Source organism: Rathayibacter sp. AY1D9 (assembly GCF_002932395.1).
GTDB lineage: Bacteria > Actinomycetota > Actinomycetes > Actinomycetales > Microbacteriaceae > Rathayibacter.
Window position 1 is genome coordinate 12,940 of sequence record NZ_PSVQ01000010.1, and the last position, 18,159, is coordinate 31,098.

Here is an 18,159-nt window from a genome sequence, read left to right on the forward strand (position 1 = left end):
AAGAAGAAGAGACATGACCGAGAACACCCCCACCGCAGAGCTCTCCGCCGCCGGCGTCAGCATCTGGCTCGACGACCTCTCCCGCTCGCGCATCTCCACCGGAGGGCTGCAGAAGCTCATCGAGGAGAAGAACGTCGTCGGAGTCACCACGAACCCCACGATCTTCGCCGCGGCCCTGACCAACGGCGAGTCCTACGACGCCCAGGTGCGCGAGCTCGCCTCCGCCGGCACCTCGGTGACCGACGCCGTCTTCGAGATCACCACCGACGACGTCGCCGCGGCGTCCGACATCTTCCGCCCGATCTACGACGCGACCAACGGCTACGACGGCCGCGTGTCGATCGAGGTCGAGCCCGGCCTGGCGCACGACGCCCAGGGCACCATCGAGCAGGCCAAGGCCCTCTGGGCCAAGGTCGACCGCCCCAACGCGATGATCAAGATCCCCGCGACCGTCGAGGGCCTCGAGGCCATCACGGAGGTCATCGGCTCCGGCATCTCGGTGAACGTCACCCTGATCTTCTCGCTCGCCCGCTACCGCGCCGTCATCAACGCGTACCTGGCCGGCCTCGAGAAGGCCAAGGACGCCGGCATCGACCTGTCGACCATCCACTCCGTCGCCTCGTTCTTCGTCTCGCGCGTCGACACCGAGATCGACAAGCGCCTCGAGGCCGTCGGCACCGACGAGGCCCGCGCCCTCAAGAGCAAATCCGGCGTCGCCAACGCGCAGCTGGCCTACGAGGTCTTCGTCGAGGCGTTCGCCACCGAGCGCGCCCTGCTGCTCCAGGAGTCCGGCGCCAACCGCCAGCGCCCCCTCTGGGCCTCGACCGGCGTCAAGTCGACCGACCTCCCCGACACCCTCTACGTGACTGAGCTCGTCGCGGCCGGCGTGGTCAACACGATGCCCGAGAAGACCCTCGAGGCGACCTTCGACCACGGCGTCATCACCGGCGACACCGTCACGGGCTCGTACGCCGACGCGAACGCCGTCCTCGACGCCGTCGCGGCGCAGGGCGTCTCGTACGCCGACGTCACCGAGCTGCTCGAGAAGGAGGGCGTGGAGAAGTTCATCGTCTCCTGGAACGAGCTGCTCGACACCGTCACCGCGGCGCTCGAGGGCGCGAAGGCGCAGGCCTGATCATGGCCATCCAGATCCACGTCAGCGGAGACGCCGAGAAGGCCGTCGACCGCGTCGTCCCGGAGCTCGTCGCCGACGAGGTCGCCTCCGGCATCACCGCCCAGGTCCCCACCCTGTGGGGCGCCGCGGCGGAGGAGGAGGCGGCCAAGCGCCTCGGGTGGACCGAGTCGACCACCGTCTCCCGCCCCCTGATCCCCCAGATCCTCGCCCTGCGCGAGGAGTTCCAGGCCAAGGGCGTCGACCACATCGTCCTCGGCGGCATGGGCGGCTCCTCGCTCGCGCCCGAGGTCATCACCCGCACCGCCGGCGTCGAGCTCACCGTGCTCGACTCGACGGCGCCCGGCCAGGTGCTCGCGGCCCTGAACGACCGGCTCGCGTCGACCGCGGTCGTCATCTCCTCGAAGTCCGGCTCGACCGTCGAGACCGCGAGCCAGAAGAAGGCCTACGAGAAGGCGTTCACGGAGGCGGGCATCGATCCGCTCGACCGCATCGTCATCGTGACCGACCCGGGCTCGCCCCTGGACACCTCCTCCCGCGAGGCCGGCTACCGCGTGTTCAACGCCGACCCGAACATCGGCGGGCGCTTCTCGGCGCTCTCCGCGTTCGGCCTCGTGCCGTCCGGGCTCGCCGGCGCCGACATCGAGGCCCTCCTCGACGAGGCGGCCGAGGCCTCCCTCGGGCTCGCCGTGGACTCCCCCGAGAACCCGGGCCTGATCCTCGGAGCGGCGATCGCCGCGACCAGCCCGCGCCGCGACAAGCTCGCGATCGTCGCCGACGGGACCGACATCGTCGGCTTCGCCGACTGGGCGGAGCAGCTCATCGCCGAGTCCACCGGCAAGGACGGCACGGGCATCCTCCCCGTCGTCCTCGGCACGCTGGCCCCCGAGCTCTCGGAGGACCTGCCCGACGTGCAGGTCGTCCGCCTGGTCGAGGACGCCACGGCGCTGCACCTGTTCCCGCGCGACCGCCACGAGGGCGAGATCCTCCTCTCCGGCTCGCTCGGCGCTCAGATGCTGACGTGGGAGTACGCCGTCGCCGTCGCGGGTCGCCTCCTGGGCATCAACCCGTTCGACCAGCCCGACGTCGAGTCGGCGAAGGTCGCGACCCGGGCCCTGCTCGAGAAGCGCCCCGAGCCCGAGGCGCCCGCGTTCACCGACGCGGGCATCGAGGTCACCGGCAGCAGCAGCGTCACCGAGGGCGTCTCGACCGTCGCCGCCGCTGTCGACCGCCTCCTCGCGCAGCTGGGCGACGGCGGCTACGTCTCGATCCAGGCGTACGTCGACCGCCTCGCGCTCCCGCAGCTCGAGGGCGTGCGCGACCTCCTCGCCGCGCAGGCCCAGCGCCCCGTCACCTTCGGGTGGGGCCCGCGCTTCCTGCACTCGACCGGGCAGTACCACAAGGGCGGGGCGCCGACCGGCGTGTTCCTCCAGATCACCGAGCGCTCCGACGTGGACCTCGAGATCCCGGACAGCCCGTTCACCTTCGGCCAGCTCATCCTGGCGCAGGCCGCCGGCGACGCGAGCGTGCTCGCCGAGCACGGCCGGCCGGTGCTGACCCTCACGCTGACCGAACCCGAGGCCGACCTCGAGGCGCTCTTCGAGGCCCTCAACACCTGATCCGACGGGCACGCCGCCGCTGCGCTCTCGAGCGCGCGGCGGCGTGCCCGCGGTCGTCCCGCGACCACTTCCCGGGGCAGCAGCCGGGCCCGCCCGCTCCTCCCCCTCCCTCACCGATAGCAGTGCGCCGGTCCCACCGGCACACAGAAGGACACTGCACATGTCTGTGGACATCACCCCCGAGTTCAATCCGCTGAGGTTGAGCTTCGACCGCCGGTTGAACCGGATCGCCGGGCCCAGCGGCCTCGTCATCTTCGGCGTGACCGGCGACCTCTCCCGCAAGAAGCTCATGCCCGCGGTCTACGATCTCGCCAACCGCGGCCTCCTGCCTCCCGGCTTCGCCCTCGTCGGATTCGCCCGGCGCGACTGGGACGACCAGGACTTCGAGCAGGTCGTCCACGACTCCGTGAAGAAGCACGCCCGCACCGAGTTCCACGAGGAGGTCTGGGCGCAGCTCGCGCAGGGCATCCGGTTCGTGCAGGGCGAGTTCGACGACCCCGAGGCGTTCGCCCGCCTGAAGACGACCGTCGACGACCTCGACCGCGAGCGCGGCACGAACGGCAACTTCGCCTTCTACCTCTCGATCCCCCCGAAGTCCTTCCCGCAGGTCACCGAGCAGCTGCGCAGCTCCGGCCTCGCCGAGCAGAAGGACGGCCAGTGGCGCCGCGTCGTCATCGAGAAGCCGTTCGGCAGCGACCTGAAGACGGCTCGCGAGCTGAACGATGTCGTCGAGTCGGTCTTCCCGCCCGACTCCGTCTTCCGGATCGACCACTACCTCGGCAAGGAGACGGTCCAGAACATCCTGGCCCTCCGCTTCGCCAACATGATGTACGAGCCGCTCTGGAACTCGAACTACGTCGACCACGTGCAGATCACCATGGCCGAGGACATCGGCGTGGGCGGGCGCGCGGGCTACTACGACGGCATCGGAGCGGCGCGCGACGTCATCCAGAACCACCTGCTGCAGCTGCTCGCCCTGACCGCCATGGAGGAGCCGATCTCGTTCGACGCGGCCGACCTCCGTGCGGAGAAGGAGAAGGTCCTCGCGGCCGTCCGCCTCCCCGCCGACCTCTCCACCGCGACCGCCCGCGGGCAGTACGCCGGCGGCTGGCAGGGCGGCGAGAAGGTGCTCGGCTTCCTCGAGGAGGACGGCATGAGCCCCACCTCGACCACCGAGACCTATGCCGCCATGCGCCTGGACATCGGCACCCGACGCTGGGCCGGCGTGCCGTTCTACCTGCGGGCCGGCAAGCGCCTCGGCCGCCGCGTCACCGAGATCGCGGTCGTGTTCAAGCGGGCACCGAAGCAGCTCTTCGCCGAGAGCCAGACCACGTCGCTGGGCCAGAACGCGCTCGTCATCCGGGTCCAGCCCGACGAGGGCGTCACCATGCGCTTCGGCTCGAAGGTGCCCGGCGCCGGCATGCAGGTGCGCGACGTGACGATGGACTTCGGCTACGGCCACGCGTTCACCGAGGCGAGTCCCGAGGCCTACGAGCGTCTCATCCTCGACGTCCTCCTGGGCGAGCCGCCGCTCTTCCCCCGGCACGAGGAGGTCGAGCTGTCCTGGAAGATCCTCGACCCGATCGAGGAGTTCTGGGCCACGCAGGGCCAGCCCGAGCAGTACCGCCCCGGAACCTGGGGCCCCGATTCCGCCGACGAGCTCCTCGCCCGCGACGGCCGCACCTGGAGGCGTCCATGATCGTCGATCTGCCCGACACCACGACGAGCGAGGTCTCGAAGACCCTCGTCAAGATCCGCGAGGAGGGCGGCGCCGTCGCCCTCGGCCGCGTCCTCACCCTCATCATCGCGACCTCGCGGGGTCACGAGGAGGAGGCCATCGAGGCCGCGAACGACGCGTCCCGCGAGCACCCGATGCGCGTCATCGTGGTCTCGAAGGACGACGGCACCACCACGGTCCCGGTCGACGCGACGGCGCGGGTCGACGCGCAGATCCGGGTCGGAGGCGACGCCGGCGCGAGCGAGGTCGTCGTGCTCCGTCCCTACGGAGACGCGGCCGAGGACGAGGAGAGCCTGGTCACGGGCCTGCTCCTCCCCGACGCCCCCGTCGTGGCTTGGTGGCCGAACAGCGCTCCGGACAACGCCTCCGCGTCCCCGATCGGCCGGATCGCCACTCGGCGGATCACCGACGCGTCGGCCCAGTCGAACCCGGCGGAAGCGCTGCACCACCTCGCGTCCACCTACGCCCCCGGCGACACCGACTTCGCCTGGACCCGCCTCACCCTCTGGCGCGCGCAGCTCGCCGCCGTGCTCGACCAGCCGCCCTACGAGCCGATCACGGCCGTCGAGGTCTCGGGCGCGCCCGACTCCCCCTCGACGATCCTGCTCGCCGCCTGGCTGCAGCTCGAGCTCGACATCCCCGTCGACCACGAGCTCACGATCAGCGCGACCGGGTCCAGCGGGATCCACGGCGTGCGGCTCATCCGCGACTCCGGAGTGATCGAGCTCGAGCGCTCGGTGCCCAACGTCGCGACGCTCACGCAGCCCGATCAGCCGGTCCACGACATCTCGCTCCCCCGCCGCAGCCTCCGGGACTGCCTGGCGGAGGAGCTGCGCCGGCTCGACCCGGATGACCTGTACGGTGAAGTGATCTCGCGCGGGGTCGACATGCTCACTGAGAAGGCCGAGGCCCGCAGCGCCTCCTGAGGTGTGGGCGCCCGTCCAGGGCGCCCGCACCTCAGAGCTTCCCGACACGGAGCCGAACCCCGCCGATCGGCACCCGAACCCGAAGGAGTCCCCTGAGATGACCACCGAACGCCGCGTGCTGGTCCACCGCGACAAGCAGACCCTCGCCGGCTCGGTCGCCGCCCGGTTCCTCACCAAGACGATCGACGTCCTCGACGACCTGGGTTCGGCGAACGTCGTGCTCACCGGAGGGACGATGGGAGCCGCCACGCTCAAGGAGATCGGCTCCTCCTCCGCCGCCGGCAACGTGGACTGGTCGCGCGTGCACTTCTGGTGGGGTGACGAGCGCTGGGTGCCCCGCGGCCACGAGGACCGCAACGACGTCCAGGCCGGGGACCTCTTCAGCGTCCTCGACGTGCCGGCGGCGAACGTGCACTCCTACCCGGCCTCGGACGAGGGCCTGGACCTCGACGGCGCCGCCGCTGCCTACGACGCGGAGCTGCGCGAGCACGCCTCCGAGGGGCGCGACTACCCGCGCTTCGACATCACCTTCCTCGGCGTCGGGCCGGACGGGCACATCGCGTCGCTGTTCCCCGAGCGCTCCGCGATCCGCTCCACGACGCCCGGCGTCCTCGCCGTCCGCAACTCGCCGAAGCCGCCGCCGGAGCGCCTCACCCTCACGCTGCCGCTGATCAACCAGTCGGACCGCATCTGGATGGTGCTCGCCGGCGCCGACAAGGCCTCGGCCCTGGGCCTCGCGCTCGCGGGTGCCAGCACGAACGAGGTGCCCGCGTCGGGCGCGTTCGGTCGCAAGCGCACGGTGTTCTTCGTCGACCAGGAGGCTGCGGCCGAGGTTCCCGAGTCGCTCATCGCTCCGAGCTACTGAGCCCGGTCCGGAAACGACGGAAGGCCCGTCCCCCGAGGGGGCGGGCCTTCCGTCGTTCGTCGTCCGGTGAGGATCAGGACGGGGTCGCGGTGCCTCGTCGGGCGCGCAGCTGCTGCAGCGCCTCCTCGAGGAGCTGAGCCGCCTCGGCCTCGGTGCGGCGCTCCTTCACGTAGGCGAGGTGCGTCTTGTAGGGCTCGGTCTTCGCGACCTGCGGCGGGTTCGCCCGGTCACGGCCCGCGGGGAGACCGGACTGCGGCGAGTCGATCACCTCGGGGATCTCGTCCTCGGGGAGGGCCGCCGAGAAGTGGCGCACCGTCTCGTTGCCGAGAGCGTCCCAGTAGGAGACCGCGACGCGCTCCGCGTGGAAGCCCCGGTCCTGCTCGCCCATGGGTCCTGCGCCGACGCGCGAACCGCGGATTGCACTGCCGCCTGATGCCATTGCGAGTACCCCTATGCTCCGGTGGTGAACTTGGTGATGAGTCCGAGCACCACGATGCAGGCCAGCCAGACGACGCCCAGGATCACGGTGATGCGGTTCAGGTTGCGCTCGGCGACGCCCGACGCGCCGAGGTTGGAGGTGACTCCGCCCCCGAACATGTCGGACAGTCCGCCGCCGCGCCCCTTGTGGAGCAGGATCAGCATGGTGAGCAGGAGGCTCGTGATGCCCAGGATGACCTGGAGCACGACCTGGAGGATGTCCACGCGGTACCTTTCGAAGTTCTGGCGCGTTGCGCGCCCCGACGAGTATAACGGCGCCTGCGAATCCGCGAGGAATGCGTCGTCCCGTGTTCGGGGCGATGTATACGAGTGTCCGTCGAGGGGCGGAGCGGGTGGCCTCGTCGCGGCGCCCTCGACAACCTCTCCAGTCGCCGGACCGCGAGCCTGTGATCCACGTACTTTCGGATCGATCGAGCCGAACGCGCCACGCTCTCGGAGGGCACCCCGCAACGAGCCGACAGCCCCGGACCGGCCAACGCGTGAAGCCGGTGTGGGATCTCCGAGGCGAACCGGCGATCCGCGTCTCAGCGGAGCGACGTAGCCGAACGCATCCCGCTCTCGGAACCGCGCCCCGTCGCGAAGCCGACCGCGCCACGCCGCGCGGGGAGCGGCGTGGACGACGAGAGGGCGGGCCCGATGGGCCCGCCCTCTCGTCGCAGCAACTCAGACCCCGACGTGGTTCCGGAATCGCGCGATCGCCGCGAACTCGTCGACCTGGAGGCTGGCGCCTCCGACGAGTGCTCCGTCGACGTCGGGCTCGCGCATGAAGCCGGCGATGTTGCCGGACTTCACGGAGCCGCCGTAGAGGATGCGGGTCTTCGCGGCGGTGTCGGCGCCGAGGACGTCGGCGACGACACCGCGGAGCGCCTTGCAGACCTGCTGGGCCTGCTCGGGCGTCGCGGCCTGTCCGGAGCCGATGGCCCAGACCGGCTCGTAGGCGACGACGAGGTCGGCGTCCGCGGGGAGGCCGGTGAGGGCCTCCTTCAGCTGGGCGACCGGCACGGCCGACGGGCCGTGCTTCTCGAGGTCATCCGCGGTCTCGCCGACGCAGATGATCGGAGCGACGCCGTGATTGACGGCCGCGGCCGACTTGGCGGCGATGTCCGCGTCCGTCTCGCCGTGGAGCGTGCGACGCTCCGAGTGGCCGACGATCACGTAGTCGCAGTCGAGCTGCTTCAGGAACTGGCCCGAGATCTCACCGGTGTAGGCGCCGCTGTCGAACTTCGAGACGTCCTGCGCGCCGTACTTGAGCGGCAGCTTGTCCGAGTCGACGAGGATCTGCACGGGCCGGAGGTCCGTGAAGGGCGGGAACACCGCGACCTCGACACCGTCGAAGTCGTGGTCGGCGTCCTTGAGGCTCCACGCCAGCTTCTGCACGAAGGCGATGGCCTGGAGGTGGTCCAGGTTCATCTTCCAGTTGCCGGCGATGAGCGGGGTGCGGGCGGCGGTGTCTACCATCCGAGGACCTCCAGTCCGGGGAGGCGCTTGCCCTCGAGGAATTCGAGGCTCGCTCCGCCTCCCGTCGAGATGTGGCCGAACTGGTCGTCGCGGAACCCGAGGGCGCGGACGGCCGCGGCGGAGTCGCCTCCGCCGACGACGCTGAGGCCGTCGACCTCGGTGAGCGCCTGCGCGACGGTCTTGGTGCCCGCCGCGAACGGCTCGAGCTCGAAGACGCCCATGGGGCCGTTCCAGAACACCGTCTCGGACGCCGCGATGATCTCGGCGAAGTGCGCGGCGGTGTCCGGTCCGATGTCCAGGCCGAGGCCCTTCTCACCGAAGGGCGTGCCCTCGATCGCGTCGGCCGAGGCGACCTGGTGCTCGGCGTCGGGGCCGAACTCCGACGCCACGACGACGTCCGTCGGCAGGACGATCTCCACGCCCAGCTCCTTCGCCTTCGCGAGGTAGCCGAGCACGGTGTCGACCTGGTCCGCCTCCAGCAGGCTGGCGCCGACCTCGTGGCCCTGGGCCTTGAGGAAGGTGAACAGCATTCCGCCGCCGATGAGGATCGAGTCGACCTTCGGCAGCAGGTGCTCGATCACGCCGAGCTTGTCCGAGACCTTCGAGCCGCCGAGGACGACCGCGTAGGGGCGCTCGGGCTTCTCGGTGAGCCGCTCCAGCACCTCGAGCTCGGCCGCGATCAGCGTGCCGGCGGCGCTGGGGAGAAGCTCGGCGAGCTCGTAGACGCTCGCCTGCTTGCGGTGCACGACGCCGAACCCGTCGGAGACGAAGGCGTCGCCGTAGGCGGCCAGCTTCTCGGCGAAGGTGCGGCGCTCGGCTTCGTCCTTGCTCGTCTCGCCGGCGTTGAACCGGAGGTTCTCGAGGACGACGACCTGGCCGTCCTCGAGGGCGTCGACGGCGGTCGAGGCCGCCTCCCCGACGGTGTCCTCGGCGAAGGCCACCGGAGCGTCGAGCAGCTCGCCGAGGCGGGCGGCGACGGGAGCGAGGCTGTACTTCGCCTCGGGCTTCCCCTCGGGGCGCCCGAGGTGGCTCACGACCACGACTCGGGCGCCCTCGGAGACCAGACGCTGGAGCGTGGGCACCGACGCGCGCACGCGGCCGTCGTCCGTGATCGTTCCGTCCTTCAGGGGGACGTTCAGATCGCAGCGGACGACGACGCGCTTGCCTGCGAGGGAGCCCAGTGAGTCCAGAGTGCGGAGCGTCACTGCGCGCAGCCCTTAGAGCTTGCCGGCGACGAACTCGGTGACGTCGACGAGGCGGTTGGAGTAGCCCCACTCGTTGTCGTACCAGGAGGCGACCTTGACCTGGCTGCCGATGACCTTCGTGAGGCCCGCGTCGAAGATCGACGAGTGCGGGTCGGTCACGATGTCGCTCGAGACGATCGGGTCCTCGGTGTACTTGAGGATGCCCTTGAGGTCTCCCTCGGAGGCCGCCTTGTACGCCGCGTTGATCTCCTCGACGGTGGCGGGCTTCGTCAGCTCGACGGTGAGGTCGGTGATCGAGCCGGTCGGGACCGGGACGCGGAGGGCGTAGCCGTCGAGCTTGCCGACGAGCTCCGGGATGACCAGGCCGAGCGCCTTGGCGGCACCGGTCGAGGTCGGGATGATGTTGACGGCGGCGGCGCGGGCGCGACGCAGGTCGCTGTGCGGGCCGTCCTGGAGGTTCTGGTCGGCGGTGTACGCGTGGACCGTGGTCATCAGGCCGCGCTCGATGCCGAAGTTGTCGAGCAGCACCTTGGCGAGCGGCGCGAGGCAGTTCGTGGTGCAGGACGCGTTCGAGATGATGTCGTGCGTCGCGGGGTCGTAGGTGTTCTCGTTCACGCCGAGGACCAGGGTCGCGACGTCGCTGCCCGTGGCGGGAGCGGAGACGATGACCTTCTTGGCACCCGCGGTGATGTGCTTGCGCGCGTCCTCCGACTTGGTGAAGCGGCCGGTCGACTCGATGACGACGTCGACTCCCAGCTCGCCCCAGGGGAGGTTCGCGGGGTCGCGCTCCTCGAGGACGATGATCGGCTTGCCGTTGACGACGATGCGGTCGCCGTCGAGCTCGACGGTCGCGTCGAGGCGTCCCGTGATGGAGTCGTACTTCAGGAGGTGCGCGAGGGCCTTGTTGTCGGTGAGGTCGTTGACCGCGACGATCTCGAGGTCGCTGCCCTTGGCGAGGGCTGCACGGAAGAAGTTACGGCCGATACGGCCGAAGCCGTTGATGCCGATCTTGACGGACACAGATATCTCCTGGTGAGGAAAGGCACCTCGACGGTGCAGTGGAGGGGTGGAAGCCGACGACAGGGCGTCCCGGACGCGGGGCCCGGGACGCCGAGATCGCTACGACAGTAGCAGCAGGCCCGAAGTCTTCTCGCGGGCCTTCTCGAAGCGCGCGGAGACGTCGGCCCAGTTCACGATGTTCCAGAACGCCTTGACGTAGTCGGCCTTCACGTTGACGTAGTCGAGGTAGAAGGCGTGCTCCCACATGTCGAGGAGGAGGACCGGGACGGTCGCCGCGGCGAGGTTGCCCTGGTGGTCGTAGAGCTGCTCGATGATGAGCTTCTCGCCGAGCGAGTCCCAGGCGAGGATCGACCAGCCGGAGCCCTGGATGCCGAGGGCCGAGGCGGTGAAGTGGGCGCGGAACTTGTCGAACGACCCGAAGTTGTCGTCGATGGCCGCGGCGAGCTCGCCGACGGGCTTGTCGCCGCCGTCCGGCGAGAGGTTGTTCCAGAACACGGTGTGGTTCACGTGACCGGCGAGGTTGAAGGCGAGGTCCTTCTGGAGCTTGTTCACGTTCGCGAGGTTCTCGCTGTCGCGAGCCTCCTGCAGCGAGGCGAGGGCGGTGTTCGCCCCGGCCACGTACGTCGCGTGGTGCTTGTCGTGGTGGAGCTCCATGATCCGCCCACTGATGTTCGGCTCGAGGGCCGAGTAGTCGTAGGGCAGTTCGGCGAGCGTGTAGTCAGCCATGTGCGATCTCCTGTTCGTGGTCGTCGCTCCCGTGCGACCCGCCGGCGTCTCGGCGTCCTCCGCGAGGCGGAGGAGGAGGGCCGGGAGTGTCCTGAGCGACCCGATCAGTCTAGCGAGGGGGCCCCACCGCGTTCGGAGGGCTTGCGTTGTTCGACCAGGAGACACTCAGCGTTCGCCGGGCGGGGCGCGCCGTGCGGCCGGGCCTACAGGTCCTGCAGCTCGGCCGGGAGGTTCGCGTCGGTGCCCGGGATGTCGAGGTCGGACGCGCGCTTGTCGGCCATCGCGAGGAGGCGGCGGATGCGGCCGGCGACGGCGTCCTTCGTCATCGGCGGATCGGCGTGGTGGCCGAGCTCGTCGAGGCTCGCGTCGCGGTGCGCGAGGCGCAGGCGCCCGGCGTAGCGGAGGTGCTCGGGGATGTCGTCGCCCAGGATCTCCATCGCGCGCTCGACGCGGGCGCACGCCGCGACGGCGGCCTGGGCGGAGCGGCGGAGGTTCGCGTCGTCGAAGTTGACGAGGCGGTTCGCGGTCGCCCGCACCTCGCGGCGCTGGCGCAGCTCCTCCCAGCTCGCGACGGTCGCGGTCGCGCCCATCAGGGTGAGCATCGCGCTGATGCTCTCGCCGTCGCGGATGACGACCCGGTGGACGCCGCGCACCTCGCGGGACTTGGCCTGGACTCCCAGGCGTCCGGCGGCTCCGACGATCGCCATGGCCGCCTCGTTGCCGGGGCAGATGATCTCGAGCGCCGCGGAGCGGCCCGGGTCGGTCAGCGAGCCCTGGGCGAGGAAGGCGCCGCGCCACAGGGCGGCGAGCTCCTCGCGGGAGCCGGTCGTGAGGCGGTTGGGCAGGCCGCGGACGGGCCGGCCCCGCTGGTCGAGGAGGCCGGTCTGCCGGGCGAGGGTGTCCCCGCCCTCGACGACGCGCACCAGCCAGCTCGTGGTCCTCCGGGATCCGCCGGCCGAGACGATGCTGCCCTCGCTGCGGACGCCGTACAGCTCGGCGAGGTCGCGGCGCACGCGGGTCGCGAGCGGGGCGGAGTCGAGCTCGACCTCGACCGCGAGGCGGTTGGAGATGATGTGCAGTCCTCCGGAGAAGCGGAGGATGGTCGCCAGTTCGGCGGCACGGACGGTGTTCTTGCGCGAGACGATCGCGACCAGTTCGCCCTTGACGTCTGCGGTGAGGGCCACGGAGTCTTCCTTACGTCGGGTGCGCGGCTGAGCGCGCGGGGATCATTCTCGGCCGAGGTCGCGGTGCGCCACGTTGACGGCGACGCCCGGCAGCTCGGCCAGACGGGCGGCGACACGGCCCGCGACCGCGACGGAGCGGTGCTTGCCTCCCGTGCAGCCGATCGCGATGGTCGCGTGGCGCTTGTTCTCGCGCTGGTAGCCGTCGAGCACGGGGCGCAGGGCCCGGGAGTAGGAGTCGATGAACTCCTCGGCGCCCTGCTGGGCCAGCACGTAGTCTCTCACCTCTTCGTCGAGACCCGTGTGCGGACGCAGCTCCGGGATCCAGTACGGGTTCGGCAGGAACCGCGCGTCGGCCACCATGTCGGCGTCCGTCGGCAGCCCGTACTTGAAGCCGAAGCTCATCACCGTGACCTGGAGGCCCGCGCGGCCGGCCTCGGCGAAGCGCTCGGTGATGCTGGTGGCCAGCTGGTGGATGTTGAGATCCGAGGTGTCGATGACGATGTCGGCCGACTCCCGCAGCTGAGCGAGGCGCGTCCGCTCGGCGGAGATGCCGTCGAGGAGGGTCCCCCGGCCCTGCAGCGGGTGCGGACGGCGCACCTGCTCGAAGCGACGGACGAGCGCGGCGTCGGTGGCCTCGAGGAACACCACTCGGAGGTCGACCCCGGCGCGCAGCTCGCGGACGATGTCGCCGAGGTCCTCGAAGAAGTCGCGTCCGCGGACGTCGACGACCGCCGCGATCTTCGGCAGCGTGTCCCCCGCACGCTGCGCCAGGTCGACCAGCGGGCGCAGCATCTGCGGCGGCAGGTTGTCGACGACGTACCAGCCGAGGTCCTCCAGCGCGTTCGCGGCCGTGGACCGGCCCGCTCCGGACATCCCCGTGACGATCAGCACGTCCTGCTGCTCGCTCTCCGTGCTCATGCGCTCTCCGTGCTCGTGTCTGCTCGTGTCCTCGGTGCCGGGCACCGGCCGCTCTCCCCCGGAGCGCGGGCCTCCAGCCTAGGGCGTGCCCCCGACGGCGGACCCGTCCGGATGCAGGTGCGCGTGGATCGCGCCCGCCAGCGTCGGGCCGATGCCCTTGACCTCGGCGATCTCGGCCTCGCCCGCCTCGCGGAGCCGGGCGACGGATCCGAAGTGCTTCAGCAGGTCGCGGACGCGCGTGCCTCCGAGCCCGGGCACCTCGGCCAGCTGCGACGAGATGTCGCGCTTGCGACGCGTCCTCTGGTGGGTGATCGCGAAGCGGTGCGCCTCGTCGCGGATGCGCTGGAAGAGGAAGAGCGCATCGCTGTTGCGCGGCAGGATGACGGGGAAGTCGGAGTCCGGCAGCCAGATCTCCTCGAGGCGCTTGGCGATCCCGCAGAGGGTGATGCCGGTCACCCCGGACTCGTCGAGCGCGCGCTGCGCCGCCGCGACCTGCGGCTGGCCGCCGTCGACGATCAGCAGTTGCGGGGGGTACGAGAACTTGCGCCGCTTGGCCTCGCCGGTCTCGGGGTCGACCGCCGCGGGCTCGACCGGCTCGCGGAGATAGGCGAGGCGGCGGGTGAGCACCTGGTGCAGCGACTCGGTGTCGTCCGTCGATTCCGCGATGGAGAACCGCCGGTACTGGTCCTTCCGCGCGAGCCCGTCCTCGAAGACCACCATCGAGGCGACGATGTTGGTGCCGCTGAGATGGGAGACGTCGTAGCACTCCATCCGGAGCGGCGCCTCGCTCATGCCGAGGGCGTCGCGGATGTCCTCCAGGGCCTGCGTCCGAGCGGTGAAGTCGGCGGAGCGGCGGGTCTTGTAGAGCATCAGCGAGTGCTTCGCGTTCTGCGTCGCCGTCTCGAGGAGGGCGGCCTTGTCTCCGCGCTGGGCCGCTCGGAGGCGCACGTTCGTGCCGCGCAGTCCGCTCAGCCACTCCTCGAGCGCCTCAGTGTCCTCGGGCAGCTCCGGCACGACGACCTCCCGGGGCGGGACGTCGCCGGTCTCGTAGGCGGCCTGGAGGGCCGTGTCGACGAGCTCCGCCGTGCTCATGTCGAGCTCCTTGTCGACGACCCAGCCCCGCTCGCCGCGGATGCGCCCGCCGCGGACCCGGAACTGCTGCACGGAGGCGGCGAGCTCGTCGTGGACGATCGCGTAGAGGTCGACGTCCACGTTGTCCTTGAGCACGACCGCGCTCTTGGCGAGGACCGCGTCGAGGGCGGCGGCCTGATCGCGCAGCTTGCCGGCGCGCTCGTACTCCATCGCCGCGGCGGCCTCGCGCATCTCCTTCTCGAGCTCGCCGATCATCCGGCGGTCGTGGCTGCCCATGAAGGCGACGAAGCGGTCGACCATCTCGCGGTGCTCGGCGAAGGTGACACGGTGGGAGCAGGGCCCGCCGCAGCGGCCGATCTGCGACGCGAAGCAGGGCTTGCCGCTCTGCATGGCGCGCTTGTAGTTGGAGTCGTTGCAGGTCCTGATCGGGAACGCCTTGATCATCAGGTCGATCGTCTCGTGGATCGCCCAGATCTTCGGGTAGGGCCCGAAGTAGCGGGCCTTCCTGATCTTGGCGTTCCGCGTGACCATCACCCGCGGGGCCTCGTCGCCGAGCGTCACCGCCATGTAGGGGTAGGACTTGTCGTCGCGGAACTTGACGTTGAAGGGGGGATCGAACTCGTTGATCCAGGTGAACTCGAGCTGCAGGGCCTCGACGTCGGTGCCGACGACGGTCCACTCGACCCCGGAGGCCGAGGTGACCATCCGCCGGGTGCGCTCGTGCAGGCTCGGCAGCGGGGCGAAGTAGTTGCTCAGCCGCGCGCGGAGGTTCTTGGCCTTGCCCACGTAGAGCACCCGCCCCCGGGCGTCCGTGAAGCGGTACACGCCGGGGAGGGTCGGGATCTCACCCGGCTTCGGCCGGAAGTCGACTGTCTGCGCCATGCCTCTCGCTCGCGTCAGCCGAGGATCTCGGCGAGGAACATGCCGGTGTGGCTGCCCTCGACCTTCGCCACGTGCTCGGGGGTGCCCACCGCGACCACCTGTCCGCCGCCGGCGCCGCCCTCGGGACCCATGTCGATCAGCCAGTCGGCGGACTTGATGACGTCGAGGTTGTGCTCGATGGTGATCACCGTGTTGCCCTTGTCGACCAGGCCGTTGAGGACGAGGAGGAGCTTGCGGACGTCCTCGAAGTGCAGGCCCGTCGTCGGCTCGTCGAGCACGTAGACGCTGCGGCCGTTGGAGCGGCGCTGGAGCTCGGTGGCCAGCTTGACGCGCTGCGCCTCGCCGCCGGAGAGCGTGGTCGCGCTCTGGCCGAGGCGGACGTAGCCGAGGCCCACCTCCACCAGCGTGCGGAGGAAGCGGTGGATCGCCGTGATGGGCTCGAAGAAGTCGGCCGCCTCGGCGATCGGCATGTCGAGCACCTCGGCGATGTTCTTGCCCTTGTAGTGCACGGTCAGTGTGTCGCGGTTGTAGCGCGCTCCCCCGCAGACCTCGCACGCCACGTAGACGTCGGGCAGGAAGTTCATCTCGATCTTGATGGTGCCGTCGCCCGAGCAGGCCTCGCAGCGGCCGCCCTTGACGTTGAAGCTGAAGCGTCCGGGCAGGTACCCCCGCGCCTTCGCCTCGGTGGTCTCGGCGAAGAGGTTGCGGATGCGGTCGAACACGCCCGTGTAGGTGGCGGGGTTCGAGCGCGGCGTGCGGCCGATCGGGTTCTGGTCGACGTGCACGACCTTGTCGAGGTTCTCGAGGCCGGTGACGCGCGTGTGCTTGCCCGGCACCTTGCGGGCGCCGTTGAGCTGGTTGGCGAGCACGCGGTAGAGGATGTCGTTCACGAGGGTGCTCTTGCCGGAGCCGGAGACCCCGGTGACCGCGACGAACGTGCCGAGCGGGAACTCCGCGTCGACCTTGCGGAGGTTGTTGGCGTTCGCCCCGACGACCTTGATCATCCGCTTGCGGTCGATCTTCCGCCGCTTCTTCGGGACCTCGATCGCCTTGCGGCCCGAGACGTAGTCGCCGGTGAGCGAGTGGGTGTTCTCGAGCAGCGACTCGTAGGAGCCGGAGTGCACGACCTTGCCGCCGTTGACCCCGGCGCCCGGGCCGATGTCGACGATCCAGTCGGCGGTGCGGATGGTGTCCTCGTCGTGCTCGACCACGATCAGCGTGTTGCCCAGATCGCGCAGCTTGATGAGGGTGTCGATCAGGCGGCGGTTGTCGCGCTGGTGCAGGCCGATGCTCGGCTCGTCGAGCACGTAGAGCACGCCGGTCAGCCCGGAGCCGATCTGGGTCGCCAGGCGGATGCGCTGCGCCTCGCCGCCCGACAGGGAGGCGGCGGCGCGCGAGAGGTTGAGGTAGTTGAGCCCGACCTCGATGAGGAAGTCGATGCGCGCGCGGATCTCGCGCAGCACCTGCGCGGCGATGTGCGCCTCGCGGTCGGTCAGCTCGAGCCGGCTCATGAAGTCCTGGGCGTCGCCGAGGCTGAGGTCGGCCACGTCCGCGATGCTCGCCCCGTGCACGAGCACGGCGAGCACCTCCGGCTTCAGGCGGGAGCCCTTGCACACGGGGCAGGGCACCTCGCGGAGGAACTCGGACCAGCGGGTGCGCTGGACGTCGGTCTCGGCCTGGACGAACTGGCGCTCGATGTAGGGCACGACGCCCTCGAAGCCCGAGGTGTAGCTCATCTCGCGGCCGTAGCGGTTCTTCCACTTGACCTTGACCTCGAAGTTGTCGCCGTGGAGGACGGCCTGCTGCACCTCGGTGCTGAGGCGCTTCCACGGGGTGGTGAGCGTGAAGCCGAGGTCGCGGGAGAGGCCGTCGAGCAGCTTCTCGTAGTACTGGAACAAGCCCTTGCCCTGGGTGGTCCAGGGGACAATGACGCCCTCGGCGATGCTCAGGTCGGGGTCGCCGAGCAGCAGCTCGTCGTCGACCGACATGCGCGTGCCGAGGCCCGAGCACTCCGGGCAGGCGCCGAAGGGCGCGTTGAAGGAGAAGGTCCGCGGCTCGATCTCGGTCAGCGAGATCGGGTGGTTGTTGGGGCAGGACAGCTTCTCGGAGTAGGTGGTCCAGGCGCCGTCGCCCTCGCCGTCGACGTAGTTGATCTGCACGATGCCGTCGGTGAGCCGCAGGGCCGTCTCGAGCGAGTCGGTGAGGCGCCCGAGGATGTCGGGGCCGGCCACGAGCCGGTCGACCACGACGGAGATGTCGTGCTTGTACTGCTTCTTGAGCACCGGCGGCTCGCTCAGCTGGACGAGCTTCCCGTCCACCATGGCGCGGGAGTAGCCGCCCGCGGTCAGCTCCTTGAAGAGGTCGACGAACTCGCCCTTCTTCTGGGAGACGACGGGGCTGAGGATCTGGTAGCGGGTACCGGTCTCGAGCTCCATCAGCTGGTCGGCGATCTGCTGCACGGTCTGCGCGGAGATCCGCTCGCTGCAGATGGGGCAGTGCGGGACGCCGATGCGCGCCCACAGCAGACGCATGTAGTCGAAGATCTCGGTGATCGTGCCGACGGTCGAGCGCGGGTTGCGGTTCGTCGACTTCTGGTCGATCGAGACCGCGGGGCTGAGGCCCTCGATGAAGTCGACGTCCGGCCGGTCCACCTGCCCGAGGAACTGGCGGGCGTACGCGGAGAGGGACTCGACGTAGCGCCGCTGGCCCTCCGCGAAGATCGTGTCGAAGGCCAGGGAGGACTTGCCCGAGCCCGAGAGACCGGTGAACACCACCATCGAGTCGCGCGGGATCTCGAGGTCGACGTTCTGCAGGTTGTGCACCCGCGCGCCGCTCACCACCAGCTTCGAGGACGACTCGTCGAGCGAGGAGACGAAGCGGTGGAAGGAGGGAGAGG

At 70.3% G+C, this 18,159-nt stretch carries 15 protein-coding genes; 5 read left to right on the forward strand and 10 right to left on the reverse strand.

Annotation, left to right across the window (positions count from 1 at the left end):
- Positions 1 to 13: 13 nt before the first annotated feature.
- From tal to pgl, 5 genes are all read left to right on the forward strand, one after another.
- On the forward strand, positions 14 to 1,135 hold the full coding sequence (gene tal, locus C5C50_RS06285; protein ID WP_104221924.1) for a transaldolase: 1,122 nt from the start codon (positions 14 to 16) through the stop codon (positions 1,133 to 1,135).
- 2 nt (positions 1,136 to 1,137) lie between these two features.
- Entirely contained in the window at positions 1,138 to 2,751 is a 1,614-nt protein-coding gene (locus C5C50_RS06290; protein ID WP_104273121.1) for a glucose-6-phosphate isomerase, read from the forward strand.
- A gap of 160 nt (positions 2,752 to 2,911) precedes the next feature.
- Positions 2,912 to 4,450 (forward strand): glucose-6-phosphate dehydrogenase, encoded by a 1,539-nt coding sequence (zwf, locus tag C5C50_RS06295; protein ID WP_104246802.1) that lies wholly within the window; start codon positions 2,912 to 2,914, stop codon positions 4,448 to 4,450.
- Entirely contained in the window at positions 4,447 to 5,415 is a 969-nt protein-coding gene (locus C5C50_RS06300) for a glucose-6-phosphate dehydrogenase assembly protein OpcA (protein ID WP_104232638.1), read from the forward strand. The genes zwf and C5C50_RS06300 overlap by 4 nt, the downstream gene beginning before the upstream one ends.
- Positions 5,416 to 5,512: 97 nt before the next feature.
- Complete coding sequence (gene pgl, locus C5C50_RS06305) at positions 5,513 to 6,280, forward strand: 6-phosphogluconolactonase (RefSeq protein ID WP_104221917.1); 768 nt, start codon at positions 5,513 to 5,515, stop codon at positions 6,278 to 6,280.
- A 73-nt stretch (positions 6,281 to 6,353) separates the two neighbouring features.
- On the opposite strand, the gene C5C50_RS06310 is transcribed toward pgl, so the two are convergent.
- The 10 genes from C5C50_RS06310 to uvrA all read right to left on the reverse strand — a co-directional run bounded on the left by C5C50_RS06310 (position 6,354) and on the right by uvrA (position 18,103).
- Positions 6,354 to 6,719: an RNA polymerase-binding protein RbpA gene (locus C5C50_RS06310; RefSeq protein WP_055791968.1), complete on the reverse strand. Its 366-nt coding sequence runs from the start codon at positions 6,717 to 6,719 to the stop codon at positions 6,354 to 6,356.
- A gap of 11 nt (positions 6,720 to 6,730) precedes the next feature.
- Complete coding sequence (secG, locus tag C5C50_RS06315) at positions 6,731 to 6,982, reverse strand: preprotein translocase subunit SecG (RefSeq protein ID WP_104221915.1); 252 nt, start codon at positions 6,980 to 6,982, stop codon at positions 6,731 to 6,733.
- Positions 6,983 to 7,441: 459 nt separating this feature from the next.
- Positions 7,442 to 8,236 (reverse strand): triose-phosphate isomerase, encoded by a 795-nt coding sequence (gene tpiA / locus C5C50_RS06320; protein ID WP_104273122.1) that lies wholly within the window; start codon positions 8,234 to 8,236, stop codon positions 7,442 to 7,444.
- Entirely contained in the window at positions 8,230 to 9,441 is a 1,212-nt protein-coding gene (locus C5C50_RS06325; protein WP_104273123.1) for a phosphoglycerate kinase, read from the reverse strand. Before C5C50_RS06325 ends, tpiA begins: the two co-directional genes overlap by 7 nt.
- Before the next feature lie 12 nt (positions 9,442 to 9,453).
- Positions 9,454 to 10,461, reverse strand: coding sequence for a type I glyceraldehyde-3-phosphate dehydrogenase (gene gap, locus C5C50_RS06330; protein WP_104221909.1), 1,008 nt, complete (start codon positions 10,459 to 10,461; stop codon positions 9,454 to 9,456).
- Positions 10,462 to 10,560: 99 nt separating this feature from the next.
- The gene (locus C5C50_RS06335; RefSeq protein ID WP_104221907.1) at positions 10,561 to 11,187 is read right to left on the reverse strand and encodes a superoxide dismutase; all 627 of its coding nucleotides are present in this window, start codon (positions 11,185 to 11,187) and stop codon (positions 10,561 to 10,563) included.
- 203 nt (positions 11,188 to 11,390) lie between these two features.
- Complete coding sequence (gene whiA, locus C5C50_RS06340) at positions 11,391 to 12,371, reverse strand: DNA-binding protein WhiA (RefSeq protein WP_104221905.1); 981 nt, start codon at positions 12,369 to 12,371, stop codon at positions 11,391 to 11,393.
- 42 nt (positions 12,372 to 12,413) lie between these two features.
- Complete coding sequence (rapZ, locus tag C5C50_RS06345; RefSeq protein WP_097166020.1) at positions 12,414 to 13,289, reverse strand: RNase adapter RapZ; 876 nt, start codon at positions 13,287 to 13,289, stop codon at positions 12,414 to 12,416.
- 78 nt (positions 13,290 to 13,367) lie between these two features.
- Entirely contained in the window at positions 13,368 to 15,263 is a 1,896-nt protein-coding gene (gene uvrC, locus C5C50_RS06350) for an excinuclease ABC subunit UvrC (protein WP_104268633.1), read from the reverse strand.
- Between the two features lie 14 nt (positions 15,264 to 15,277).
- Complete coding sequence (uvrA, locus tag C5C50_RS06355; RefSeq protein WP_258067690.1) at positions 15,278 to 18,103, reverse strand: excinuclease ABC subunit UvrA; 2,826 nt, start codon at positions 18,101 to 18,103, stop codon at positions 15,278 to 15,280.
- Positions 18,104 to 18,159: the final 56 nt, after the last annotated feature.

What these genes read in the sequence shown, in the direction of transcription:
- rapZ (WP_097166020.1), bottom strand. Translation starts at nt 13,289, where the DNA reads ATGAGCACGGAGAGCGAGCAGCAGGACGTGCTGATCGTCACGGGGATG.
- zwf (WP_104246802.1), top strand. Translation starts at nt 2,912, where the DNA reads ATGTCTGTGGACATCACCCCCGAGTTCAATCCGCTGAGGTTGAGCTTC.
- C5C50_RS06300 (WP_104232638.1), top strand. Translation starts at nt 4,447, where the DNA reads ATGATCGTCGATCTGCCCGACACCACGACGAGCGAGGTCTCGAAGACC.
- tal (WP_104221924.1), top strand. Translation starts at nt 14, where the DNA reads ATGACCGAGAACACCCCCACCGCAGAGCTCTCCGCCGCCGGCGTCAGC.
- C5C50_RS06310 (WP_055791968.1), bottom strand. Translation starts at nt 6,719, where the DNA reads ATGGCATCAGGCGGCAGTGCAATCCGCGGTTCGCGCGTCGGCGCAGGA.
- tpiA (WP_104273122.1), bottom strand. Translation starts at nt 8,236, where the DNA reads ATGGTAGACACCGCCGCCCGCACCCCGCTCATCGCCGGCAACTGGAAG.
- C5C50_RS06290 (WP_104273121.1), top strand. Translation starts at nt 1,138, where the DNA reads ATGGCCATCCAGATCCACGTCAGCGGAGACGCCGAGAAGGCCGTCGAC.
- pgl (WP_104221917.1), top strand. Translation starts at nt 5,513, where the DNA reads ATGACCACCGAACGCCGCGTGCTGGTCCACCGCGACAAGCAGACCCTC.
- uvrC (WP_104268633.1), bottom strand. Translation starts at nt 15,263, where the DNA reads ATGGCGCAGACAGTCGACTTCCGGCCGAAGCCGGGTGAGATCCCGACC.
- C5C50_RS06335 (WP_104221907.1), bottom strand. Translation starts at nt 11,187, where the DNA reads ATGGCTGACTACACGCTCGCCGAACTGCCCTACGACTACTCGGCCCTC.